The 23,930-nt window shown below is 60.5% G+C and carries 21 protein-coding genes; all 21 read left to right on the top strand.

Translation table 11 applies throughout. The features are described 5' to 3' along the window. The first annotated feature begins 30 nt into the window (after positions 1 to 30). The 21 genes from dnaJ to DW821_RS00100 all read left to right on the top strand — a co-directional run bounded on the left by dnaJ (position 31) and on the right by DW821_RS00100 (position 23,915). The gene (gene dnaJ, locus DW821_RS00200) at positions 31 to 1,179 is read left to right on the top strand and encodes a molecular chaperone DnaJ (RefSeq protein ID WP_118064922.1); all 1,149 of its coding nucleotides are present in this window, start codon (positions 31 to 33) and stop codon (positions 1,177 to 1,179) included. A 9-nt stretch (positions 1,180 to 1,188) separates the two neighbouring features. Then, positions 1,189 to 2,481 carry a MiaB/RimO family radical SAM methylthiotransferase gene (locus tag DW821_RS00195; protein WP_118064920.1) on the top strand — a complete coding sequence of 431 codons (1,293 nt, stop codon included), beginning with the start codon at positions 1,189 to 1,191 and terminating at the stop codon, positions 2,479 to 2,481. Next, positions 2,462 to 3,448, top strand: a complete 987-nt coding sequence (locus DW821_RS00190; RefSeq protein WP_118064918.1) for a PhoH family protein — start codon at positions 2,462 to 2,464, stop codon at positions 3,446 to 3,448. Before DW821_RS00195 ends, DW821_RS00190 begins: the two co-directional genes overlap by 20 nt. Continuing rightward, on the top strand, positions 3,445 to 3,954 hold the full coding sequence (ybeY, locus tag DW821_RS00185; protein WP_117770331.1) for an rRNA maturation RNase YbeY: 510 nt from the start codon (positions 3,445 to 3,447) through the stop codon (positions 3,952 to 3,954). Before DW821_RS00190 ends, ybeY begins: the two co-directional genes overlap by 4 nt. 9 nt (positions 3,955 to 3,963) lie before the next feature. Continuing rightward, the gene (locus tag DW821_RS00180) at positions 3,964 to 4,341 is read left to right on the top strand and encodes a diacylglycerol kinase family protein (protein WP_035138512.1); all 378 of its coding nucleotides are present in this window, start codon (positions 3,964 to 3,966) and stop codon (positions 4,339 to 4,341) included. 12 nt (positions 4,342 to 4,353) lie between these two features. Continuing rightward, positions 4,354 to 5,385: a GTPase Era gene (era, locus tag DW821_RS00175; protein WP_199584224.1), complete on the top strand. Its 1,032-nt coding sequence runs from the start codon at positions 4,354 to 4,356 to the stop codon at positions 5,383 to 5,385. 15 nt (positions 5,386 to 5,400) lie between these two features. Further along, complete coding sequence (gene recO / locus DW821_RS00170; protein ID WP_118064916.1) at positions 5,401 to 6,150, top strand: DNA repair protein RecO; 750 nt, start codon at positions 5,401 to 5,403, stop codon at positions 6,148 to 6,150. 138 nt (positions 6,151 to 6,288) lie between these two features. Continuing rightward, complete coding sequence (gene rpsO, locus DW821_RS00165) at positions 6,289 to 6,567, top strand: 30S ribosomal protein S15 (protein WP_118064914.1); 279 nt, start codon at positions 6,289 to 6,291, stop codon at positions 6,565 to 6,567. A gap of 150 nt (positions 6,568 to 6,717) precedes the next feature. After that, on the top strand, positions 6,718 to 8,964 hold the full coding sequence (locus DW821_RS00160) for a polyribonucleotide nucleotidyltransferase (RefSeq protein WP_117639884.1): 2,247 nt from the start codon (positions 6,718 to 6,720) through the stop codon (positions 8,962 to 8,964). A gap of 519 nt (positions 8,965 to 9,483) precedes the next feature. Further along, a complete protein-coding gene (locus DW821_RS00155; protein WP_022094702.1) occupies positions 9,484 to 11,154 on the top strand; it encodes a ribonuclease J in 1,671 nt (556 codons plus the stop codon). Between the two features lies 1 nt (position 11,155). Further along, the gene (locus DW821_RS00150; protein WP_233503140.1) at positions 11,156 to 13,933 is read left to right on the top strand and encodes a DNA translocase FtsK; all 2,778 of its coding nucleotides are present in this window, start codon (positions 11,156 to 11,158) and stop codon (positions 13,931 to 13,933) included. Further along, a complete protein-coding gene (locus DW821_RS00145; protein ID WP_089573380.1) occupies positions 13,933 to 15,426 on the top strand; it encodes a RodZ family helix-turn-helix domain-containing protein in 1,494 nt (497 codons plus the stop codon). The genes DW821_RS00150 and DW821_RS00145 overlap by 1 nt, the downstream gene beginning before the upstream one ends. Positions 15,427 to 15,452: 26 nt before the next feature. Further along, positions 15,453 to 15,950 (top strand): YajQ family cyclic di-GMP-binding protein, encoded by a 498-nt coding sequence (locus tag DW821_RS00140; protein ID WP_022094699.1) that lies wholly within the window; start codon positions 15,453 to 15,455, stop codon positions 15,948 to 15,950. A 27-nt stretch (positions 15,951 to 15,977) separates the two neighbouring features. Next, entirely contained in the window at positions 15,978 to 17,327 is a 1,350-nt protein-coding gene (rimO, locus tag DW821_RS00135; RefSeq protein ID WP_117776236.1) for a 30S ribosomal protein S12 methylthiotransferase RimO, read from the top strand. A gap of 99 nt (positions 17,328 to 17,426) precedes the next feature. After that, positions 17,427 to 17,975, top strand: coding sequence for a CDP-diacylglycerol--glycerol-3-phosphate 3-phosphatidyltransferase (pgsA, locus tag DW821_RS00130; protein ID WP_233541118.1), 549 nt, complete (start codon positions 17,427 to 17,429; stop codon positions 17,973 to 17,975). A 12-nt stretch (positions 17,976 to 17,987) separates the two neighbouring features. After that, entirely contained in the window at positions 17,988 to 18,518 is a 531-nt protein-coding gene (locus tag DW821_RS00125) for a CinA family protein (protein WP_117639874.1), read from the top strand. Positions 18,519 to 18,775: 257 nt separating this feature from the next. Then, the gene (gene recA, locus DW821_RS00120) at positions 18,776 to 19,924 is read left to right on the top strand and encodes a recombinase RecA (RefSeq protein WP_099431786.1); all 1,149 of its coding nucleotides are present in this window, start codon (positions 18,776 to 18,778) and stop codon (positions 19,922 to 19,924) included. 11 nt (positions 19,925 to 19,935) lie between these two features. Further along, a complete protein-coding gene (locus DW821_RS00115) occupies positions 19,936 to 20,628 on the top strand; it encodes a regulatory protein RecX (RefSeq protein WP_118064912.1) in 693 nt (230 codons plus the stop codon). A 257-nt stretch (positions 20,629 to 20,885) separates the two neighbouring features. Continuing rightward, positions 20,886 to 22,436 carry a ribonuclease Y gene (gene rny / locus DW821_RS00110; protein WP_089573375.1) on the top strand — a complete coding sequence of 517 codons (1,551 nt, stop codon included), beginning with the start codon at positions 20,886 to 20,888 and terminating at the stop codon, positions 22,434 to 22,436. 1 nt (position 22,437) lies between these two features. After that, positions 22,438 to 23,523 carry an ATP-binding protein gene (locus DW821_RS00105; protein WP_118064910.1) on the top strand — a complete coding sequence of 362 codons (1,086 nt, stop codon included), beginning with the start codon at positions 22,438 to 22,440 and terminating at the stop codon, positions 23,521 to 23,523. Between the two features lie 74 nt (positions 23,524 to 23,597). Then, positions 23,598 to 23,915: a stage V sporulation protein S gene (locus DW821_RS00100; protein WP_006235982.1), complete on the top strand. Its 318-nt coding sequence runs from the start codon at positions 23,598 to 23,600 to the stop codon at positions 23,913 to 23,915. The last annotated feature ends 15 nt before the right edge of the window (positions 23,916 to 23,930 follow it).

Genomic DNA, 23,930 nt, shown 5'->3' with positions numbered 1-23,930 from the left:
GACAATAATGAAAGTCGGAAGGATTCGGTCGTGTCGGAAAATAGGGATTACTACGAGGTGCTTGGCGTCGACAGGGATGCCGACGCGCGGACGATTAAGCGTGCGTTTTTAAAGAAGGCCCGTACCGTACATCCGGATGTTTCGGACGATCCCGAGGCCGAGGCCAAGTTCAAGGAGCTCAACGAGGCCTATTCCGTTCTTTCCGATGAGCAGAAGCGTGCTAACTACGACCGTTACGGCACCGCGGACGGCCCCGGTGGCTCTGGTTATGTCGACATCAACGATATCTTTGGTGGCATGGGCATGGACGACCTGTTCTCGTCGTTTTTTGGCGGCGGTGCCGGCGGTGGCGCCCGCAGCCGTCGTGAGCGTCGTCGCGGACGTGACATGGCCATCTCGCTTTCGGTGACGCTCGAGGAGGCGGCGCTCGGCTGCAAAAAGACGATCAGCTATGATCGCCTTGCTCCTTGCGAGGACTGCAACGGTACCGGTAGGGCCGAGGGTGCACAGGAAAAGCAGTGCGGCCGCTGCCACGGTACGGGCTACGTCACGACGGTTCAGCGATCGTTTTTGGGCCAGGTTCAGTCTTCCTCGCCTTGCCCCGACTGCCATGGCGAGGGCACGGTTATCGACCATCCCTGCGAGACCTGCGACGGTCAGGGCCGCACGCCTTCGCACGAAAAGATCGACATCGATATTCCCGCCGGCGTTTCGACCGGTCGCCAGCTGCGTGTGAGCGGCTTTGGTGAGGCCGGTCTTCGCGGCGAGCCTTCGGGCGAACTGATTGTCAACGTGCGCGTTGCCGACCATGAGCGCTTTAAGCGCAACGGTGACGACCTGTACCTGGTGAGCGATATCTCGATTGCGCAGGCTGCGCTCGGCTGCGAGATCGAGGTCGAGGGCATTATGCCCGACGAGGTCGTTAAGGTGACGGTTCCCGCCGGCGCCCAGTACGGCGACACCGTGAGCGTCAATAATTACGGCATGCCGCGCATTGGCGGTGGCGGTTCGCGTGGCCGCCTGATCGTGCAACTGCGCGTGGTCGTTCCCACCAATCTTTCCAATAAGCAACGCGAGCTGCTCCGTGCTTTTGCCGATGAGATGGGCGATGACGTCGCTTCCGGTAAGAAGTCGGTGACCGACCGTATCAAGAGTGCCCTCGACGATATCCTCGATTAAGGAGCCCGCGTGCTCGCACCCCATATTTCCGTCGTCAACCTCGGCTGCCGTGTCAACCGGGTTGAGTCTGACCGTATCACTGCCGATCTTATGCGCTTGGGCTTTGCTATGGTAGAGCCCCAGAATGCCGATCTGATCGTCATTAACACCTGTGCCGTTACGGGCGAGGCCGAGGCCAAGACCCGTAAGGCCGTCCGTCATGCGCTGGCCCATCCAAACGAGCCTTATGTGCTCGTGACCGGTTGCGTGGTCAATTTGCATCCCGAGGAGCTGCTGGAGCTCTCCGACCGCGTGATCGCCGAGCCGTCCAAGATCGATGTCGCCGAACGTGTCTGCGAGGTGCTGGGCGTTGAGTCCGATAGCGTTCCCGCCTGCAGCGATGGCGAGGTGGTCGATGCGCTCGGTCGCTCTCGCCTGGGCGTGAAGATCCAGGACGGCTGCAACCATCGCTGCACCTATTGCATTGTGTGGAAGGCGCGCGGCCCCGAGCGCTCCGTGCCCGTCGAGTCCGTGCTTGAGCAAGTTCGCGAGGCCCGGGAGGCCGGCGTGCCCGAGGTGGTGCTGACCGGTGTGAACCTGGGTGCCTACGATGGCAAGAGCGCGACCGACGAGCATGTCGAAATCGATGAGCTGCTCGAGGCCATCATGGAGCGCACGACTATTGCGCATGTGCGCATTTCCTCGGTCGAGCCCATGGATATCTCTGAGCGCCTGCTTAAGGTTATGGCGCGCTATCCGCAGCGTATCGCCCCGTTTTTGCACCTGCCCGTGCAGTCCGGCTGTACGGCGACCCTTCATCGCATGGGTCGTCCCTATAGTGCGGAGGCCTTTGAGGACACGGTGCGTATGATTCGCGCCAACTTGCCCCAGGCGTCTCTTTCGTGCGATGTCATCGTCGGTTTTCCTGGTGAGACGGACGAGGAGTTCGAGGAGTCGCTGGCGCTGTGCCGCCGTGTGGGTTTCTCGCGTATGCACGTGTTCCGCTATAGCAAGCGTCCCGGTACCCTTGCTGCCGACATGCCCGACCAGGTGCCGCCCGAGGTTATGGCCGAGCGCAGCCGCCGTATGCGAGACACGGCGCAGGAGCTCGCTATTGCCGATGCTCGTCGTCGCGTGGGCACTGTCGAGCGTGCCGTGCTCGAGTATGGTGACAGCCTGACGCTCGGTTCGTTCCATCATGCCCGTCTTGACGATACCTGTGGACTTACAGCCCCGTGCCTGCTCGATGTTGCTATCATCGGAGTCGATGATTCCGGCTTGGTCCATGCGCGCAGGGAGGTCCATGGAAGCCTCGAAGATTAGACTTACCGTTCCCGAGGGAGTTGATCCCTCGCGTGTTTTGGGCGCCGGCGACGGCGTCCTTCGTGCGCTCGAGAGCTTGGTTCGCGCTCACGTGGTCGCCCGTGGCGATAGCATCTCCGTGAGCGGCGACCCGGACGAGGTCGAGCTCGTGGCTCGCTTTTTCGAACATGCTTTTTGCGAGGCGGCGGCCGGTCGTACCCTGTCTGCTGACGACGTCTCGCGTTGCCTGGCCGTCTTGCGCGACGGCGAGCATGAGGCCACATCGCTTCGCGATGACGTGCTGCTTTCATACCGCGGTCGTGTCATTCGTCCCAAGACGCTTGGGCAAAAGCGCTATGTGGATGCCATCCGCTCGCATACCATCACGTTTGGCCTGGGTCCAGCCGGTACCGGTAAGACTTATCTGGCCATGGCGCTCGCCGTTGCCGCGCTCAAGCGCCACGAGGTGGGCCGTCTGATCTTGACGCGTCCGGTTGTCGAGGCGGGGGAGAACCTGGGCTTTTTGCCCGGCACCCTCGAGGAAAAGATCGATCCGTACATGCGTCCGCTCTACGACGCCCTTTTTGACATGATGGATCGCGAGCGCACCGATGAGCTTATGGAGCGCGGCGTGATCGAGATCGCCCCGCTTGCCTACATGCGCGGCCGCACGCTGAGCGATGCCTTCGTGGTGCTCGACGAGGCGCAAAATACCACGCCCGAGCAGATGAAGATGTTCCTGACGCGCCTGGGCTTTAACTCCAAGTTTGTGATTACCGGCGACCTGAGTCAGCGTGATCTGGTGGGCCGTCGCGGCGGTCTTGCCGACGTTGAGCAGATTTTGGGCCGTGTCGACGATGTCGCATTTTCTCACCTCGAGCGTGCCGACGTGGTGCGCCATGCCTTGGTGGGTCGTATCGTCGAGGCATATGAAGCTTATGATGACGTGCGCGAGCAGCGCCCGCGCGACCGAAAGGAGTCCCGTTGAGTGTATTGATCAGCAACGATGCCGAGCTCGATACGCTGCTCGACGCGCAGGAGGTGGAGCACATCTGCGAGGTTGTGCTTGCCGCCGAGGGCGTTGAACGTGGAGTCGAGATTTCCCTTTCGTATGTCGACGAGGACGAGATGCACGAGCTCAACCACGAGTGGCGCGGTATCGACCGCACCACCGATGTGCTCTCGTTTGAGTGCGATTCGGCCTTTGACGATGACATTCCCGCCGATGAGACGCTCGAGCTCGGCGATATTATCTTGGCCCCGCAGGTTATTGCCCGTCAGGCCCCCGGTTTTGGCAATAGCCCCGCTGACGAGTGCCGTCTGATGCTCGTACACGGAATGCTGCACCTGCTGGGCTATGACCACATCGAGGACGACGAGGCCGAGGTCATGGAGGCTCGCGAGGACGCCATCCTGCGCGATCTGGCGCTCGAGCGCGGCGAGGACCCTAAGCTAGTCCACGTCGGCCCCATCACCAACCACGCCCACGACTAGGAGCCGTCTATGATTCCCGGATCGAACAAGGACCATCCGTCCTTCTTAAAGTCGTTTTCCTACGCCATGGAGGGCTTCGTCACCGCCGTAAAGACCGAGCGCAACATTAAGGTCATGCTCGTTGCGGGCGTGTGTACCGTCATTGCCGGCTGCATCGTGGGGCTCGACATTGCCGAGTGGGCCACGATTATCATCTGTTGCGGCCTGGTGATTCACGGCGAGCTGTGCAACACCGCTATGGAGGCCATCGTCGACCTGGCGACCCAGGAGCTCCATCCGCTGGCCAAGCGTGCGAAGGACATCGCCGCCGCCTCCGTATACATACTTTCCATCACCGCCGCGATTGTGGGCGTGCTGGTATTTGCCCACGCGCTCGGCTTTATTTAGAAAGGGATTCCCATGTCCGACAATATGCAGCTTATCGATGAGATTTTGGATGACGAGGCCGAGGAGTTCGACCCGTTTGAGGGCATGAGCGACGAGGAACTCGACTCCCTGTGCGACGAGGACGACGGTCCTATGGGCTTTGGCGACGTGGAGCCCGGTTTTCGCAGCGGCTTCGTGGCCCTGGTCGGACGCCCCAACGCCGGCAAGTCCACGCTGCTCAACGCCTGCTATGGCAAAAAGGTCGCCATCACCTCGCCGGTGGCACAGACGACCCGCCGTCGCATGCGCGCCGTCGTCAACCGTCCCGGCTATCAGCTGGTCTTTGTCGATACCCCGGGTATTCATAAGCCCAAGGACGGCCTGGGGTCCGAGCTCAACAAGAGCGCACTGTTCGAGTTGAACGATGTCGACGTCGTCGCGTTTTTGATTGATGCCACCAAGCCCATCGGCAGGGGAGACGCCTGGGTTGCCGAGCGTGTCAGATGCGCTCGTTGCAAGAAGGTCCTGGTGCTCACCAAGGCCGATGAGGCCGACCCCGCACAGGTCATGGAGCAGCTTAAGGCTGCCCACGAGCTTATGGAATATGACGACGAGATTGTGACGTCGTCGGTTAAGAACTTCAACGTCGATGCCTTTATAGAGACCGTTGCGCACTTTTTGCCTGAGGGTCCGCGTTGGTTCCCCGAGGACATGGGTACTGACGCTTCCGATGAGACGCTCGTTGCCGAGTTTGTGCGCGAGAAGGTCTTGCGCCGCACCCGTGATGAGATTCCGCACTCCGTTGGCGTGATCTGCGATGCGCTCGAGCAGACCAAGAAGGTGCTGCGCGTGCACGCCACCATTTACGTCGAGCGCGAGGGCCAAAAGGGCATCATCATCGGCAAAGGCGGCGAGATGATCAAGCATATCGGTATCGACGCCCGACGCGATCTTGAACGCATTTTTGGCACGCAGGTCTTTTTGGAGCTGGACGTGAAGGTCAAGGCCGGCTGGCGTGACGACGAGGCCCAGATTCGCCGCTTTGGCTATAACGCCGAGGATTAGGGACACGCGGCGCGAATGGCAGGTTCTCGTACATATCGCACGAAGGTGCTCGTCCTCGATAAGACCAAGCTCAAAGAGACGGACCTGATCCTGACGATGCTTGACGAGCGGGGTCGGCAGGTTCGTGCCGTGGCAAAGGGCGCGCGCAAACCCGGTGGACGCCTGGCTGCGCGCTGCGAGCTGTTCTGTACCGTCGATATGTTGCTCGCGCATGGACGCTCGCTCGACGTTGTTTCTCAGGCCGAGCTTTTGGAAGCGCCGGTTGGCGCCGCGCCCGATTACGAGACGACCTGCGCCGCAAGCGCGATTGCCGAGGTCGCGCGCGTGTGCTCATTCGAGGACGCCGAGGACCCGTTTACCTTTGCCATCACGCAGCGAGCGCTTGCCCTGGTGGGCAGCGGGCTCGACGCGGCGCATATGGACCTGCTCGTGGCGGCCTTTGTCTTTAAATTGCTGTCGCACGTTGGCTACCGACCCGATTTTTCGGCATGCGTGCTGTGCGGAGACCCGATGCTGTCGTATTTTTCGCCCCAGGCGGGCGGCCTCATGTGCGGGTCGTGCGCGTCGAGCGTGCCCGGTGCCGAGCTGGTGTCGACCGGTGAGGTCGCATGGCTGCGCGCCCTTATGTCCATGACCTTCGATGCGCTTATGGCCGAAAGGGTCGACCCCCATACCGCTGCCTTTTTGCTGGGGCTTTCGCACGTGTGGGCTGCGACGCACACTGATCAACGTCTCCGTGCGATGGAATTCATGTTGGGTCGGTGATGATGCGCAGGCGCGGGCTGCTTGTGGTAACATACCGACCTGTTGGTACCTCGACCTTGGATGCTCGCTCCACCGGCGGCTTCCCAGTCCGAGGCGAATAGCGTCGCCCGCGGGCGACAAGAAACGAAAGGTGAAACAATGACTGTTTCCAAAGAGCGCAAGGCGGAGCTGACTGCCCAGTTCGGTAACACCCCGGTCGACACCGGCAACCCCAGGGTTCAGGTCGCCATCCTGACCGAGCGCATCAAGGAGCTGACCGAGCACATGAAGTCCCACCAGAAGGACTTCCACACCCGTCGTGGTCTGCTCATGCTCGTCGGCCGTCGTCGTCGTCTTCTCTCCTACATCAAGAAGAACGACATCGTCGAGTATCGTGAGCTCATCAAGGCTCTGGGCATCCGCGACAACATCCAGTAAGGATTTGTACATGCAAGGAGCGTCCTGCGCAGCGGGGCGCTCTTTTTGTGTAAGGGCGTGAACAATCACGCTCTGAAGCGTGGCGGGGGCAGGGGGCCCGCGTCACATGAGGAGCCTGCAGGCAAGGGGCCTGCGGGGTAAAGGAGAACAATGACACTCGTATCCAAGACCTTTGAGCTGTACGGCAAGACCTACACCTTTGAGTCGGGCGAGCTTGCCAAGCAGGCCACCGGCGCCTGCCTGGTCAAGCAGGGCGACACCACGATGCTCGACACCGTGGTCGTCTCCAAGGAGCGCAAGAACTACGACTTCTTCCCGCTGACCGTCGACTTCAACGAGAAGATGTACGCCGCCGGCCGCATCCCGGGTGGCTACCTCAAGCGTGAGGGCCGTCCCAGTGAGAAGGCCACGCTCACCGCGCGCATGATCGACCGTCCGATTCGCCCGAGCTTCCCGGACGGCTTCCGCAACGAGGTACACATCGTCGCTACCTCGCTCGTCGCCGACCAGGTCAACCCCTTTGACGTCATCAACGTCATGGGTGCCTCCCTGGCCATGACGCTCGGCGGCGTGCCCTTCGAGGGCCCGCTTGCCTGCGTGCGCATCGGCCGTAACGTGGAGACCGGCGAGTTTATCGTCAACCCCACCTACGAGGAGCGCGAGAACTCCGACCTGGACCTGGAGCTGGGCGGCTCTGCCGACTTCATCTCGATGGTCGAGGCCGGCGCCGAGGAGATCTCCGAGGACGACATGCTCGCCGCCATGAAGTTTGGCCAGGAGGCCCTTGCCGCCTTCTGCCAGGCCCAGGACGAGTTCGTTGCCGAGTGGGAGCAGGTCAATGGCGCCATCGTCAAGAAGGAGTACCCGCTCGACCAGCCCGTCGAGGAGGTCCAGGAGCGCATCTTCGCCCACTACGACGAGATGGCCGCCGCCCTTCGCGATGCCGACAAGCTCTCCCGTATCGGTAAGGTCGAGGCTCTGAAGGAGTCCATCCGTGCCGAGTTCACCGAGGAGGAGCAGGCCGCTTGGGAGCGCGAGATCCCCGTGGCGCTCAAGAAGCTCGAGAAGAAGGCTATGCGCACCATGGTCGTCGAGACCGGCGAGCGCGTCGACGGCCGTGCCGCCGATGAGATTCGCCCCATCATGGTGAAGGATAACTACCTGCCGCTCGTTCACGGCTCCGGTCTGTTCCAGCGTGGCCAGACCCAGGTGCTTTCCGTCCTGTCGCTCGGTATGCTCAACGAGGGCCAGCGCTTGGATACCATCGAGCCCACCGAGGGCAAGCGCTATATGCACCACTACAACTTCCCGCCGTTCTGCACCGGCGAGACCGGCCGCATGGGCAGCCCCAAGCGCCGCGAGATCGGCCACGGCAACCTGGCCGAGCGCGCTCTGCTTCCGGTGCTCCCCGACGAGAACGAGTTCCCCTACGCCATCCGCGTCGTCTCCGAGGTCATGGAGTCCAACGGCTCCTCTTCGATGGCTTCGACCTGCGGCTCCACGCTCGCCCTTATGGACGGCGGCGTGCCCATTAAGCGCCCGGTCTCCGGTATCGCCATGGGCCTGATCCAGGAGGAGGGCAAGACCGTGGTCCTGTCCGACATCCAGGGTCTCGAGGACTTCCTGGGCGACATGGACTTTAAGGTCACCGGCACCACCGAGGGCATCACCGCCCTGCAGATGGACAACAAGGCCACCGGCCTTACCTTCGACATCCTGGCCCGCGCCCTGCAGCAGGCCAAGGAGGGTCGTGCTTTCATCCTGCAGAAGATGCTCGATGTGATCCCCGAGCCGCGCCACACCACACGCAGCACCGCTCCGCGTATCGTCTCCATCCAGGTTCCGACTGACAAGATTCGCGACGTCATCGGTTCCGGCGGTAAGGTCATCCGTGGCATCCAGGACGAGACCGGCGCTTCGGTCGACATTCAGGAGGACGGCACCGTCTTTGTCGGCGGCACTGGCGAGTCCGTCGATCAGGCCGTCGAGCGCATCAAGCTCATCATCAAGGTTCCCGAGCCGGGCGAGGAGTACACCGGTCGTGTGGTCTCCATCCAGCCATTCGGTGCCTTCGTGAATCTGCTGCCCGGTAAGGACGGCCTGCTGCACATCTCCCGCGTCGCCAAGGGTCGTGTGGAGAAGGTCGAGGACGTCCTCAACGTGGGCGACGAGGTCAAGGTCGTCGTCATCGAGGTCGACGATCGCGGCAAGATCTCGCTCGATCGTCTCGACAAGCCCGAGGCCCCGGCTCGTGCCGAGGGTGCCTCCGAGGGCGACGGCGAGCACTTCCAGCGTCGTGAGCGTCCGCGCCGCGAGCGCTCCGAGCGCAGCGACCGCCCGCGCCGTCCCGGCGACAACGGAGGCCGCAAGCCCCGCCGTCACCACGACGCCGAGTAACAGCCGCACATAAGCAGCTCAATAAGGGCGACTCCGGACAGGGGTCGCCCTTTTGCTATTCCCGGCGGGGTCCGCGGGTAAAGTTTCCTGCTCTACAGTCCTGCTCGCACGGAGAGCACATTAAGTGCTCTCCGGCTCGTGCGGAACTCGCGATAAACTTTACCCGCGGACCCCGCCGGGAATAGCAAAAGGGCTGGTTGGTGCGGGTTGCGATTTTGTTAGACAGTCTATTCAGCTATCTGAATTCAGATCTTTAGATAATCGCATGTGCGACATTTCCCCAGATAAAACCGACCAAAATAAACCTGTCCCTTTTTGTCAGGTCTGGTCTCAGCGGGATACATAGGTTCAGATGGGGCTTTGATGCATGGGTGGTCTGTTGTTGTGCAAATGGGTATCATACTGTGGTTAATGCGTCGACTCCGTGATGCATGTTGTACGTTCCCGGCGGTCGGTTTGCCAGAAGCGCCCCGTCGGTTGTTCCAGACCCGTTTCGAAGAAAGGAAACCACACTAACCTATGGCAGCTAAAAAATCATCTCCCTTGAAGATCATCCCGCTTGGCGGCCTTGACGGCATCGGCAAGAATATGACGGTCTTCGAGTGCGGCGACGACATGGTGCTCGTCGACGCCGGCCTCATGTTCCCGGATGACTCCCAGCCTGGTATCGACCTGGTGCTTCCCGACTACACCTATGTTCTGGAGAACGAGGAGAAGCTCCGTGGTATCGTCGTCACTCACGGCCACGAGGACCACACCGGTTCGCTTCCGTATCTGCTGCAGGACCTCAACAATAAGGTGCCCATCTTCTCGAGCAAGCTGACGCTTGGCTTTATCGAGGGCAAGCTTTCTGAGTTCCGCATCCGCGCACCCAAGTTCCGCGAGGTCAAGGGCGGCAGCCATGTCAACCTCGGCGGCATCTCGCTCGACTTCTTCTCGATGACGCACTCCATCCCCGGCGCTCTGGGCGTGTTCATCCGCACCAATCAGGGCACCGTTATGCACACCGGCGACTTTAAGCTCGACCAGACGCCCATCGACGGCGTCACGCCCGATTATGCCGCTATCAGCCGCTTTGCAAAGCAGGGCATCGACCTGCTGCTTTCCGACTCCACCAATGCCACGGTTCCCGGCTTTACCAAGTCCGAGGCCGAGGTTGGTCCCAACCTGCTGCACGCCATCAAGAACGCGCCGGGTCGCGTGTTCGTCGCGTCGTTCTCGAGCCACATCCATCGTCTGCAGCAGATCTGCGATGCCGCCCGCAAGTGCGGCCGTAAGGTCGTTGTGACCGGTCGCTCCATGCTCACGAACACCCGCGTGGCGCGCGAGCTCGGTTATCTCAACATCGATGATGCCGATATCATCGATGCCTTCGACATTGATAACCTGCCCGACGACAAGATCGTCGTCATGTGCACTGGCTCGCAGGGAGAGCCGCTGTCGGCCCTGTCCCGCATGGCCAATGGCGAGCACAAGACGCTCTCCATCCACGAGGGCGATACCGTTATCCTCTCGGCAACTCCTGTTCCCGGCAATGAGAAAGCCGTCCAGCAGGTCGTCAACAGCCTGGCCAAGCTCGGCTGCGATGTGTGGGATAAGAACCGCGCTCTCGTCCACGTCTCGGGTCACGGTAGCCAGGAGGAGCTCAAGCTCCTGATGGCCATGGCCAAGCCCACGTACTTTATGCCGGTTCACGGTGAGGCCGTGCATCTGCGCGCCCATGCTCAGCTGGCCCGCAAGATGGGTCTCAAGGACGATCATATCTTTATCCTCGATAACGGTGACACGCTCGAGATGCGCGGCGGTATCGTCAAGCGTGGTACGCCCGTCGAGTCCGGCGTCGTCTACGTCGACGGCCTGCGTATCGGCGATACCGACCCCATCGTCCTGCGCGATCGCCAGAAGCTCGCCAATGACGGTATGGTCACGGCCGTTGCTATCGTCTCGCTCAAGCACAAGAAGATCGAGGCTATCGAGTTCTCGGGTCGCGGCGTCTCGTTTGCCATCGACGACCAGTTCTCCGAGGATGCCTCCGCATCCATTATGAAGACGATCGAGAAGGGCAAGTTCAGCTTTACCAGCAGCGGCTCCGATGCCATTCGCAAGGCCGTGCGCGATTCGCTCTCCAACTTCATTTGGAGCCGTACGCGTACCCGTCCGATGATCATCCCGGTCGTCATGGAGGTTTAGTTTGGCGCGCGGATCTGCACAAAACGCCAAAGGCAATAAAGCCAACAACCAACCGGCATCTGCTAAGGGTGCCGGTTCCCATCTGCGTGCCAATAAGGGCCATGAGGCAGACTTCGACGATTTTGAGCCCTTGGTCGAGCCTTCGGCCAATCGCGATATCGCCGGTGTGGTCATCGCCGTTTTGGCGATCGCGTCCTTCATTGCCGTGATCTCTCCGGCAACAGCGCCCGTGACGGCTGCGGTTGCCGGTTTCTACCACCTGGGCTTTGGCCTGGGCGCCTACGTGCTGCCGATCGTCATCTTGCTGTTTGCCGCCACGCTCTTTTTGGGTGAGGACTCGCCGCTCAACGTGCGCTCTGTCGCGGGCGGCGCCGTGGTCTTTATCGCCGTCGTCTCCATTCTTTCGCTGATGGTGCCGGGCACGAGCGATTCGTGCGACCTTATGTTTACGCCGCAGAACCTTTCCGTGTCGGGCGGCTACATTGGCGCCTTTATCGCAAGTGCCTTGCAAAACGCCCTGGGTAAACCTATCGCCATGGTTGTCTTGCTGGGGCTTGTCGTCGTTGGTTTGGTCATTATCGGCTTTTCGGTGGGTGGCGTTTTGCGCTCCGCACGCGATCGTGCGGCAGATTTTGCCGAACGCCGTCGTGCCGATGTCAACGCCAGCCCGTGGGGCGATGAAGAGGCCCTGTCTGTTCCCGGCGTCGCTCGTCCGCACCTGAGCATTCTGCGCCAGAAGGGGACTGACGCCGCGGTGACCACGGTCATGGGTGGCGATGTCGACCCGGTTTTGGATGACAACGAGGACGATGACCCGTTTGTCGACGTATCCGAGTCGGTTGAAGCCGAGCGGGCCAAGACCACGCTGCTGCCGCGTCGCCATGTCAAGAAGGGCAAGGCTGCGCCTAAGCTCAATACGAGTGAGCCCGACCCGTCTTGGTCCGATAGCGAGATTGAGCTCACCGAGGGCGATGACGAGGACGACGAGGGTCCGATTGAGACCGCAAAGACAACTTTGCTGCCGCGTCGCCATGCAAAGCGCGGCCAGGTAACCGGCCAGCTTTCGATGGAAGACGACTCCGATAAGATCGACGAGTCCGAGCCGCCGTTTGTCGTGAATCCCGTCTCGGCCGCACCTCAGATTCCCGACTTCCTGAAGCATCCCAAGGTTGCCGGTGCGCCTGCCACGAGTGCTATCGAATCGGCTGCGGCTCGTGATGGGGGAGTGGACGACGGCGCCGCAGATAACGAGGGCGAAGAAGAGGACGGACTCAAGCTTCCGCCGCTCGAAATCCTGCATGCCAACCCGCAGTCGGCTTCCGCCGCGTCTTCGGACAAGGAGCTGGAGCAGACCGCTGAGTCACTGCAATCCACCTTGCTTGAGTTTGGCCGCAGTGCCCGCGTGGTCGGCTGGATCGCCGGCCCCACGGTGACGACCTTTAAACTGCAGCCCGGTGAGGGCGAGCGTGTGAGCAAAATTTCGAGCCTCGAGGACGATATCGCGCTTTCGCTCGCTGCCCAGTCGGTGCGTATCTTTGCCCCGATCCCCGGCACCTCGCTCGTGGGCATCGAGATTCCCAACCGCAAGCGCCAGAACGTCAATCTGGGCGACGTGCTGCCCTATGTGAAGGGCGGTCCGCTCGAGCTCGCCATCGGCCGCGACGCCGAGGGCACGCCGGTTGTCGCCGACCTCGCCAAGATGCCTCACCTGTTGATTGCCGGTACGACCGGTTCTGGTAAGTCGGTGATGATCAATTCCATCATCACGACATTGCTCATGCGCGCCCTTCCCGAGGACGTTCGCCTGATCATGGTCGACCCCAAGCGCGTCGAGCTTGCGGGCTATAACGGTCTGCCGCATCTCTATGTGCCCGTGGTGACCGAGCCCAAGCAGGCCGCGAGCGCTCTGCAATGGGCTGTGTCCGAGATGGAGCGTCGCCTGAAGGTCTTCGAGCGTCTCAACGTGCGTAAGATCTCGACCTACAACGAAAAGCAGGCTGCTGGCGAGTTTGAGCATTACGACAATCCGCCGCAAAAGATGCCCTACCTTGTCATTATCATTGACGAGCTCTCTGACCTGATGATGGTCGCCGGTAAGGATGTCGAGGCCTCGATCGTGCGTATTGCACAGCTGGGCCGTGCCGCCGGTATTCATCTTATCGTTGCCACGCAGCGCCCCAGCTCCAACGTGGTGACGGGCCTCATCAAGGCCAACATCACCAACCGCATCGCCTTTAACGTCGCCACGGGCATCGACTCGCGCGTCATCATCGACCAGATGGGCGCCGAGAAGCTCACCGGTTTGGGCGACATGTTGTTCTCCAAGGTCGACTGGGGCAAGCCCCGCCGTATCCAGGGCTGCTTTGTCTCGGATGATGAGATCAACGAGATTGTCGAGTTCGTCAAGTCGCAGAGTGAGCCAGACTACCACGAGGAGATCCTGTCTGCCGTGGCGCCCGCTTCCATGTCCATGGCGGGTGGCGGCGGCATTGTCCGCACCGGAGTAGCCGAGCCGCAAGACGATGATCCGCTCATTTGGGAAGCCGCCCATATTGTGGTGGAATCGCAGCTTGGCTCCACATCTGGCCTGCAACGTCGTCTGAAGGTTGGCTATGCGCGTGCCGGGCGTATTATGGACATGCTGGAAGAAAAGGGTGTCGTCGGCCCGCCCGACGGTTCCAAGCCGCGCGAGGTCCTGTTGGACGAGGAGGGGCTTGCCGCGCTGGAATCTGTCGACGCCGAGATGGCACGTGAAGATCGTGAGTTTGGAGGATTCTGATGGCTGCACGCTTTGGTGACATGCTGCTCGAGCAGCGTCGCCGAATGGGCCTTTCCATTCAGCAGGTCGCCAACACCATCAAAATCAGGCCGCAGATCATCGAGTTTTTCGAGACCGGTAACTTTGCTTCGATGCCGCCGCGCGGCTATGCGCAGGGCATGATTTCGAGCTATGCTCGCTTTTTGGGCCTCAATCCACGCGAGGTCGTCAATGCCTACTTTGACGAGCTGATGGCATACGAGCGCGAGACGTCGCAGCGGGGCGGTCGTTTTCAGGACGCCGCCGGCTATGTCAATTCGCGTTCCTCTGTCGATAACGGGCGCTTCCTGATGGTTCAGGGCGGTCGTTCGACCCGCTATGGACAGCGTCCTCAGCAGGCCGGTTATATTACCGAGACGGGTTCGGGCGAGGAGATTCGCTCGCAGCGTGACCGGTTCCGCAGTACGCCGATGCCCGAGGACCGTGCGCTTCCCGCTGCCCGCGGCGTGGCGCGTGACCCTCGTGCCGGCTACGGCGACGGCGGCTATTCTGATCGCGGTCACCGTGGTATCTCCACCGGACGCTCTCGCAGTGGCTATGCGGACGCCGATACCACGCAGGTGACGCCGCGTCTTCGCTCTCAACCACAGCCGTATGGCCAGCGCTCTTCGGCTCCGCGTGCGGGCCAGCGTGGCTATCAAGGCCGCGGTGAACTTGCGCCCCGCTCGGGTCAGTGCAGCCTTCAGGGCCAGGGTGGCTATCGCGGCCGTTCCGACAGCAATCGTGGTCGTATGCCTCAGGGAGGCGGCCGCAGCAGTTCCAGTCGTGGACGCGGCGGTTCCCGTACTCCTCAAAACAACGGTCTCGATCCGCGTATCGTCTACGCCGGCATCGGTGCCGTGGCGTTGCTGCTGATCGTGCTCATCGTGGTACTTCTGCGCGGCTGCGCATCTTCGACGCCCGAGACCACGCCCGAGACGCCCGCTGTTACCAAGACGACGACCAAGAAGTCTTCTAAGAAGACCGAAACGGTCGACGAGGACGAAGACACCGATGAGCCGACTGACGAGTCGACTGATTCGGACGCCGCCAAGACGACGGCCAAGAAGGAAGAGAACGAGGTCACAAAGGTTAAGGTCTCCGTTGCCAAGGGAAAGACCGCGTGGATTGAGGTCAAGGTCGACGGAAAGTCGGTCTATGGCGCCCAGGCGACTGGCCCCTTTGAGCAGGAGTACACGCCCGAGTCCTCGATCGAGATCACCACGTCCAAGCCTTCCGATGTCACCGTTACCAAGAACGGCGAAAAGGTCCGTTACGATACCAAGACCTCGGGCGTGGCGCGTGTGACGATCACCGTTCCCAAGAAGGAGACGACTGATTCCGAGAATGGTGAAAGTTCTGATGGTGCCGACACCACCGACGGCACCGATGCCCAGTCCACGGATGGCGCCGATACCGCAACTGACGGCCAGACGCCCACCGATTCTACCGACTATTCGTACGATAGCTATTAAGCCGCTCGTACGCGAAAGGAAACATCATGGCTAAAGATTCCAGCTTCGACGTCGTGTCCGAGGTCAACATGCAAGAGGTCGACAACGCCTTCCAGCAAACCACGCGCGAGATTTCCCAGCGCTATGACCTGAAGGATTCCGGCGCCACGATCGAGCTTTCGAAGGGCGACAAGCTCTTTACGATCAACGCCCCGGCCGACTTTGTCTCCAAGCAGATTATCGACGTGCTGAGCTCCAAGCTCATCAAGCGCGGCATTGACCTCAAGGCTGTCTCGTGGGATGCTCCGCAGGCGGCATCGGGCGGCACCGTGCGCGTGCTCGGCCATATCGTCGAGGGCATCGACCAGGCGACCGCCAAGAAGATCAACAAGGACATCAAGGATCAAAAGCTCAAGGTCAAGGTGACCATCGAGGCCGACAAGCTTCGTGTTTCCTCCGCTTCGAAGGACGCGTTGCAGACCGTGATCCAGTTCCTGCGCGACCAGGACTACGGCCAGCCGCTGCAGTTCACCAACTACCGCTAATATCATTCGAAAGGACTGCTCTCCAACATGGATACACCGTTGGGCTCCGTGCTCTACATCACCCTCGGGTGCGCTAAGAACGAGGTTGACACCGACCGCATGCGTTCTCTTTTGACCGCCGCGGGCTACGAGGAGGCATTCGACCCACAGGATGCCGATATCGCCATCGTCAATACATGCTCGTTCCTCGCCTCCGCAACGTCCGAGAGCATCGAGACCACGCTCGAGCTCGCCAACGAGGTTCAGGACGGCGTTCGTTCTTGTCCCATCGTCATGTGCGGCTGTGTGCCGTCGCGCTATGGCGACGACCTGCCTGACGAGCTGCCCGAGGTCGCTGCCTTTGTGAAGGCCGACGAGGAGGACGGCATCGTGGCGGTCATCGATGGCGTGCTGGGTGTCGAGCGTGAGATCGCTGCCTATATTCCGCAAGTCAAGCGCACTGTCGAGGGCGCCGTTGCTTACGTCAAGATTTCCGATGGCTGCAACCGCTTCTGCAGCTTCTGCATGATCCCGTATATCCGCGGTCGTTATCACTCGCGCAATGCCGAGAGCATTATCTCCGAGGTACGCGACCTGGTTGCCGGCGGTGTGCGCGAGATCGTGCTGATCGGCCAGGACACGGGTATTTGGGGCACCGACTTTGCCGACGAAGACGTCACCGATGGCTCGCCGCGCAATCTGGCGCAGCTGCTGCATGCCGTCGCCGAGGCCGTGCGCCCGCACAACGTCTGGGTCCGCGTGCTCTATCTGCAGCCCGAGGGCATGACCGACGAGCTTATCGATACGATTCGCGATACGCCCGAGGTGCTGCCTTATATCGATATCCCCGTGCAGCACTGCGACGCGCGCATCCTCAAGGCTATGCGCCGTTCTGGTTCGCGCCAGGAGCTCGAGGACCTGTTCCGCGATCTGCGTGAGCGTATCCCCGGCATCGTGATCCGTTCCACGGCCATGGTCGGCTTCCCGACCGAGACCGACGACGAGTTCCGCGACCTTATCGACTTTATGGACACCGTCGGCTTTGACTACACGAGCGTCTTTGCCTACTCGCAGGAGGAGGGCAGCCTGGCCGCTAAGATGGAGGGTCAGGTCGATGAGGAGGTCAAGCTCGAGCGCGCCCAGGAGGCCATGGACCTGGCCGAGTCGCTCGGTTTTGCCGCCACCGCCGCACATGTGGGCGAGCGCGCCCAGGTGATCGTCGACGGCATCGAGGAGACCGAGGACGGCGCCGAGCTGATCGGCCATGCTTGGTTCCAAGCGCCCGATTCCGATGGCGCGGTGCACTTGGACGCCAGCGAGGCGTCCGTGGGCGATATTCTGACGGTCGAGTTTACCGATAGCTTCTGCTATGAGCTTATCGGTCATGTTGTGGAGTAGGAGAGCATCGTGGCAAACGAGAGCAATAAGGAACTGACGAGTGTTTGGACGCCCGCCAACATCGTGACGTGTGTGCGCATCGTCTTTATCCCGGTGTTCATGATCGTGTCGGCGCTTTCTCACACGAGTGTTGCCGGTACAGATTGGAGCACCTTCGACGGCCCGCTCGCCGCTGCAGCCTTCATTCTGTATGTTATCCTGTCGTGCACCGATAAGGTCGACGGTTATCTGGCGCGTTCGCGCAATGAGATTACCGACTTCGGTAAATTCTTGGACCCCATTGCCGACAAGCTGCTCGTGTTCTCGGCCTTGCTGCTGTTCTTGGACTTTGGCGCCGTGTCGGTTTGGTCCGTGTTCATCATCTTGTTCCGCGAGCTGTTGGTAAGTGCCCTGCGCATGGTTGCGAGTGCCGCCGGCGTGGTCGTTGCCGCCGATAAGCTTGGCAAGTACAAGACGGCGACCACGATGGTCTCCATCTGCGGTTACCTGTGCGTCTTTGCGATGGCCGGCTTGCACCTTGGCCCGCTGATGCTGACGCTCGGCATCTACTCGGTGTCGCGCTTCCTGTACGCCGTTGCCGTTGTCCTGACCGTTATCTCGGGCGCCCAGTACTTCTGGAACTGCCGCAAGATCGTCTTTTCGGTCTAGGTTCTGGTGGGTATGACGGACTCTTTTGAGCAGATTTCCGCACATAACGAGGAGCTGGCGCGTCATATTGTCGAGCGCGCGAGCGCTCGGGGCGTGACGGTTTCGACGGCTGAGTCGCTGACGGCAGGTATGATCGCCTCGACGATTGCCGATATCCCGGGCGCCTCGGCGGTGCTGCGTGGCGGTGCGGTGACCTACTGCGATGAGATCAAGCATCGCGTTTTGGGTGTTGATCAGGAGACGCTCGACCGCTATACCGCGGTGTCGCATCAGACCGCGCGCGAGATGGCGGCGGGTTCGCTGGAGCTGTACCAGAGCGATATTGCCGTGAGCGCAACGGGTTATGCCGGCCCCGGCGGCGGCACTGAGGACGATCCGGCTGGCACTTTCTATATTGGCTGGGCGTATCGCGCGGCTGATGGGGAAGTGCCGGTCGTGGACTCTGTGCGCTGCCACTATGAGGGCGACCGTTCGTGTGTTCGTGCCCATGCGGTCGCGGAGGCATTGGGACGCATTGCCCTTGTGCTCAACTCTATGGAATAGACGTGTTTTCAGGGGCCTTAGGGCCCCTTAATTGTGGAGATAGGGACCCCTGACGAATTTAGCGTTTGCGCTGGTTATAGGTGTATTCTTGCCTTCCTTGTTCTTATTCGGCCCTTTGTGGTCAAGCATTTGGTCAGTGTTTGGTCGGCGTTTGGTTGGGTTTTGGAAAGACTGCCTGCATATGATTGGCCTGAACGGTTGACCACGAACAGCCGTTCGTTTACTATCAATGCAGGTTGTTAAGAGGAGGGCTATTCATGGCCAAGAATTCAGGTCCCGTACGTACCGTTCATGCACCCACGACGGGTAAAGAGCGCGAAGAGATGATCGCCACCACCAAGGCCGAGATCGAGAAGAAGTTCGGTCAAGGCTCCATCATGAGGTATGGTGACGGCGGCCCCGAGCTTGAGGTCGAGGCCATCCCCACGGGCGCTCTGGCACTCGATGCCGCTCTGGGTATCGGCGGTGTGCCGCGCGGCCGTATCGTCGAGATTTACGGTCCTGAGTCCTCCGGTAAGACGACGCTTTCGCTCGAGATCCTGGCCGAGGCCCAGGCAATGGGTGGCGTGGTGGCATTTATCGATGCCGAGCACGCGCTCGATCCCACGTATGCCGCGCGCATTGGCGTGGATATCGACGAGGTACTGATTTCCCAGCCCGATACGGGTGAGCAGGCGCTCGAGATTGTTGACATGCTCGTGCGTTCCGGCGCCATCGATGCCATCGTCGTCGACTCCGTCGCCGCGCTTACCCCGCGTGCCGAGATCGAGGGAGAGATCGGCGATACCACGGTCGGCTTGCAAGCTCGCCTGATGAGCCAGGCGCTCCGCAAGCTTGCCGGCTCGCTGTCCAAGTCCAACACGACGTGCATCTTCATTAACCAACTGCGTGAGAAGATCGGCGTCATGTTCGGCAACCCCGAGACCACGACGGGCGGCCGCGCCCTTAAGTTCTTCTCTTCGGTGCGTATCGACATTCGCCGCATCGACAGCATTAAGCTTAAGGATGAGGTTATCGGTAACCGCGTGCGCGCCAAGGTCGTTAAGAACAAGGTGGCAGCTCCGTTCCGTTCTGCTGAGTTCGACATCATGTACGGTACGGGCATCTCTAAGGAGGGCTCGATTCTGGACATGGCTGTCGAGTGCGGTATCTGCAAGAAGATGGGCTCCTGGTTTGCCTATGGCGAGGACAAGCTCGGCAACGGTCGCGAGGCCGCCAAGGCGTTCCTGCGCGAACACCCCGATTGCGCCGACGAGATTGAGCATAAGGTCCGCCTTGCCTGCGGGCTTGAGTTTGATGACGATGCTCCGTCCGAGGTCGAGCTGACCGATCAGCCTGCGCCTGAGGAGTTTGACGAGCTTTACGCCATCGATGGTTCCGCCATGCTCGATGATGACGACGAGTAGCGGTTACGCTCATGTCGTATACGGTGACCGAGGCCACGGTCGTTTTTCCCGATAAGAAGGCGGCCTCCTCGTTCTCGAGCGAGTATGCGTCCAAAAAGCCTTGCGCACATATCGATTGTGAGCTTGAGGGCGGTTTTGAGCGGTCCATTTGGATCCCCGTGCGGGTCGCGCGGCTGTATGTCAAAAACCGCCCCGATCTTCCCTGTGATTGGGATAACTATCGTGATGCGGTGCAGCTCATCGAGCGTAAATGTGCGCTTACCATGGTGACCGAGATGTTATCGCGCCGCGACCATGCGACGGGTGAGGTCCGTGACAAGCTGGCTCGCTACGGCTTTCACCAGTCCGCGATCGATTTCGCCGTCGAGCGCGCCACCGAGTATCGTTTTTTAGACGAGAACCGCTTTTGCTCGTACTTTATCGAGGAACGCAAGCGGCGCGGTTGGGGACAGCGTAAAATCGAGACCGAGCTCAAGCGCCGTCATGTCGTGCTCGATGACATTCCCGGTTATCCCGAGGATTATTTTGCCGTCGAAGACGATTTGGCGCGTGCGTCAGCCCTGCTCGCCAAGCGGCGTGTTCCAGAGACGCGCGGATTCGAAAAACTGGTTCGGTTTTTGATGGGCAAGGGCTTCTCGTATCACATCGCCGCCGATGCCGTTAAGGCACGTCTCGATGCCGAACGTGAGGAATGTGCGGTTTAGGCGTATGCGTTTTGTGGCCCTGCCGTTCACCGCGTTTTAGCCGCCGTGCTGGGGCCATTTATTTGACAGTTGTTGTGGTTCAACGTACGATAAACACTGTCATTTGCTTTGTGATATGTGCTCATCTGTGATGAGTTTGTTTATATGTTTATCTGTATCCGACCCGCATAAGCTGCGCCCATATTACTCAAATGTCGCGAGCCGTTCGTAAGGACGGTTCGCTTTGTTGTGTAACGAATCCATAAAAAGGAGTGAGCATGCCTATCATCGCAGCGCTCGTTGGCATCGTTTTGGGTGCCATCGCCGCCATTGCCTACATGCGCACCGCCAAGCAGGGTAGTCTTCACGAGGCCGACGAAAAAATCCAGTCGGCACACGCACAGGCTGAGTCCCTGATCGGTGATGCTAAGCGTCAGGCCGAGACCCTCAAAAAAGAGGCTCTGCTCGAGGCTAAAGAGGAGATCATCAAGAACAAGCAGGCCGCTGAGGCCGAGGACAAGCAGCGTAAGAACGAGATTCGTACGCTCGAGAACCGCGTGATGCAGCGCGAGGAATCTCTCGATCGCCGCAACGACGCTCTCGACAAGCGCGAGCATCAGCTGTCCAGCCAGGCCGGTCAGGTCGAGAAGCGCTCCCGTGAGCTCGAGGAGCTCTGCGCAAAGCAGACCTCCGAGCTCGAGCGTATCGCCGACCTTACCCGCGAGGACGCGCACAAGGAGCTCCTTGATAAGGTTCGCGGCGAGGTCACCCACGAGGCCGCCACGATCATTCGCGAGTCCGAGCAGCAGGTTCGCGCCGAGTGCCACAAGACCGCCCAGGAGATTCTGTCTCTGGCGATTCAGCGCTGCGCTGCCGATCACACTGCCGAGGTCACCGTTACCTCCGTGCACATTCCCTCTGATGACCTCAAAGGCCGTATCATCGGTCGCGAGGGTCGCAACATCCGGACCTTCGAGCAGGTTTCCGGCGTCAACCTCGTGATCGACGACACGCCCGAGACCGTCGTTCTTTCGAGCTTCGACCCGGTCCGTCGTGAGACCGCCCGCGTCGCCCTCGAGAACCTCATCGCCGACGGCCGCATTCACCCTGCCCGTATCGAGGAGATGTATCACAAGGCCGCCGACCTGGTTCAGCAGCGCGTGCGCGAGGCTGGCGAGCAGGCTGCCTTCGATACCGGCATCCACGATCTGCACCCCGAGATCGTCAAGACCCTTGGTGCCCTGCGCTACCGTACCTCGTTTGGTCAGAACGTGCTTCAGCATTCCCTCGAGGTCTCTGATCTGTGCGGCGTGATGGCTTCCGAGCTTGGCCTGGACGTTGTGACCGCCAAGCGCGCCGGCCTGCTTCATGACCTGGGCAAGGCAATCGACCACGACGTCGAGGGCCCGCATGCCGTCATCGGCGCCGAGCTTGCCCGCCGTTATGGCGAGAAGCCCGTTATCGTCCACGCTATTGAGGCTCACCATGCCGATGTCGACCCCAACACGGTGCTCGATGTCCTGGTGCAGGCCGCCGATGCTGTCTCTGCCTCTCGCCCCGGTGCCCGTCGCGAGTCTGCCGAGAACTACATCAAGCGTCTTGAGAAGCTTGAGGAGATCGCCAACTCCCATGACGGCGTCGAACGTACCTATGCCATGCAGGCCGGTCGCGAGGTCCACGTCATGGTCCAGCCGGACAAGATCTCCGATGCCCAGTCCACGGTCCTGGCTCACGATATCGCCCATCAGATCGAGGAAGAGATGGAGTATCCCGGTCAGGTGCGCGTCGTCGTGATTCGCGAGAGCCGCGCTGTCGATATCGCTAAATAACATGAGCGACGCGAACGAGCTCATCTCATTTATCGCGTCGATGTCGGGGGAGGGCAACCTTCGCGTCGAGGAGAACCTTGGCGAGGGGTATGTCCGCCTCCGCGTTTCGGAGGCCGAGCGGCGCCAGGCTAAGCACGACATTCAGCATGTCGAGGACATCGTCATCGAAATGCTCCGTAATGCTCGCGATGCCGGCGCCGACAAGGTCTATCTCGCCACGACCAAGGAAGATGGCGTCCGCACGCTTGTCTTTCTGGATAACGGTTCTGGCGTTCCGCAGGATATGCAAGAGCGAATCTTTGATGCCCGCGTTACCTCCAAGCTCGAGAGCATGAAGATGGACCGTTGGGGCGTTCACGGTCGTGGCATGGCATTGTTTTCGATTAAGCAGAACACCGACGAGGCCCGTGTGGTCACGTCCGGCGTCGATCTTGGTTCAGCCTTCAAGGTGAGCGTTGCGGCCGACCACCTCAGTGAGCGTGCCGATCAGTCCAGCTGGCCCCAGGCCGTCAAGGATGAGGACGGACGTTATGTCTGCGCTCGCGGTCCACATAATATTATTCGCGCTGCTTGTGAGTTTGCGCTCGAGGAGTTGCGTGGTTGCGATGTCTATCTCGGTTCTCCGTCTGAGATTGCCGCGACCCTTTATGCTCAAGCGTCAAGTCGGCTCGATACGTCTCGTCTCCTGTTCATTGATGACGAGAGCGAGCTTCCGGTTGTCGATCGTTTAGGCCTTGCTTCTGATGCCGAGGACTTTATCCGTATTTGTTCGGGTTTGGGTCTTGAGATGTCCGAGCGCACGGCCCATCGCATTTTGGCAGGGCAGATTAAGCCCGTTCGCGGTGTGACCGCGCGTCTGCTGCGCGAGCGTGATTCGTCCTCGCATGCGCCGGCTCCTGTCGATCTCGCGAAGGATCGTCGCGGGCTACGTATTGCCAAGGATGACATGGCACAGTTTTCGCGCGCTGTGGAACGCGACTTTAATGACCTTGCCACCCGGTACTATCTCAACCTTTGCGGCGACCCAAAGATCCGTGTTTCGCGTGATCGAATCACCGTGACCTTTGATCTTGCCAAAGAGGAATAGTGCCTTTACCGAGTCCACTCGGTACGATACAGTTATTGCAGTTAAAACGTACTTTTAAATGCAGGAGTTTCTTCATGGATTGCCTGAAGGTATCAAGCAAATCATCGCCCGCGTCCGTTGCCGGCGCCATCGCCGGCATGGTCAAGGATGGTGTACCCGTCAACATCCAGTGTGTCGGCGCCGGTGCCGTCAACCAGGCTATTAAGGCCGTTGCTATCGCGCGCGGTTTTTTGATTCCAACCGGTTTTGATATTTCCTGCGCGCCCGTGTTCTCCGACATCCTCATTAACGGGGAGTCGCGCACGGCCATCCGCCTTTCTATCTACGTTCACCAGATCAATCGAGCTGCTATGGATAACGTCGTCATGGATGATGTTAAGCCTGTGGCATAGCTTCTGCTTGCCTTG

This window comes from Collinsella sp. AM33-4BH (assembly GCF_003469205.1).
Lineage (GTDB): Bacteria > Actinomycetota > Coriobacteriia > Coriobacteriales > Coriobacteriaceae > Collinsella.
The sequence above is the reverse complement of the archived record's forward strand: the minus strand, read 5'-3'. Positions and strand labels throughout refer to the sequence as shown.

Coding starts and splice junctions, on each gene's coding strand:
- recA (WP_099431786.1), top strand. CDS start 18,776: ATGGCCAAGAATTCAGGTCCCGTACGTACCGTTCATGCACCCACGACG.
- DW821_RS00105 (WP_118064910.1), top strand. CDS start 22,438: ATGAGCGACGCGAACGAGCTCATCTCATTTATCGCGTCGATGTCGGGG.
- recO (WP_118064916.1), top strand. CDS start 5,401: ATGGCAGGTTCTCGTACATATCGCACGAAGGTGCTCGTCCTCGATAAG.
- DW821_RS00115 (WP_118064912.1), top strand. CDS start 19,936: ATGTCGTATACGGTGACCGAGGCCACGGTCGTTTTTCCCGATAAGAAG.
- DW821_RS00140 (WP_022094699.1), top strand. CDS start 15,453: ATGGCTAAAGATTCCAGCTTCGACGTCGTGTCCGAGGTCAACATGCAA.
- DW821_RS00160 (WP_117639884.1), top strand. CDS start 6,718: ATGACACTCGTATCCAAGACCTTTGAGCTGTACGGCAAGACCTACACC.
- rimO (WP_117776236.1), top strand. CDS start 15,978: ATGGATACACCGTTGGGCTCCGTGCTCTACATCACCCTCGGGTGCGCT.
- DW821_RS00190 (WP_118064918.1), top strand. CDS start 2,462: ATGGAAGCCTCGAAGATTAGACTTACCGTTCCCGAGGGAGTTGATCCC.
- rpsO (WP_118064914.1), top strand. CDS start 6,289: ATGACTGTTTCCAAAGAGCGCAAGGCGGAGCTGACTGCCCAGTTCGGT.
- DW821_RS00125 (WP_117639874.1), top strand. CDS start 17,988: ATGACGGACTCTTTTGAGCAGATTTCCGCACATAACGAGGAGCTGGCG.
- DW821_RS00155 (WP_022094702.1), top strand. CDS start 9,484: ATGGCAGCTAAAAAATCATCTCCCTTGAAGATCATCCCGCTTGGCGGC.
- rny (WP_089573375.1), top strand. CDS start 20,886: ATGCCTATCATCGCAGCGCTCGTTGGCATCGTTTTGGGTGCCATCGCC.
- DW821_RS00100 (WP_006235982.1), top strand. CDS start 23,598: ATGGATTGCCTGAAGGTATCAAGCAAATCATCGCCCGCGTCCGTTGCC.
- DW821_RS00180 (WP_035138512.1), top strand. CDS start 3,964: ATGATTCCCGGATCGAACAAGGACCATCCGTCCTTCTTAAAGTCGTTT.
- era (WP_199584224.1), top strand. CDS start 4,354: ATGTCCGACAATATGCAGCTTATCGATGAGATTTTGGATGACGAGGCC.
- pgsA (WP_233541118.1), top strand. CDS start 17,427: ATGATCGTGTCGGCGCTTTCTCACACGAGTGTTGCCGGTACAGATTGG.
- DW821_RS00145 (WP_089573380.1), top strand. CDS start 13,933: ATGGCTGCACGCTTTGGTGACATGCTGCTCGAGCAGCGTCGCCGAATG.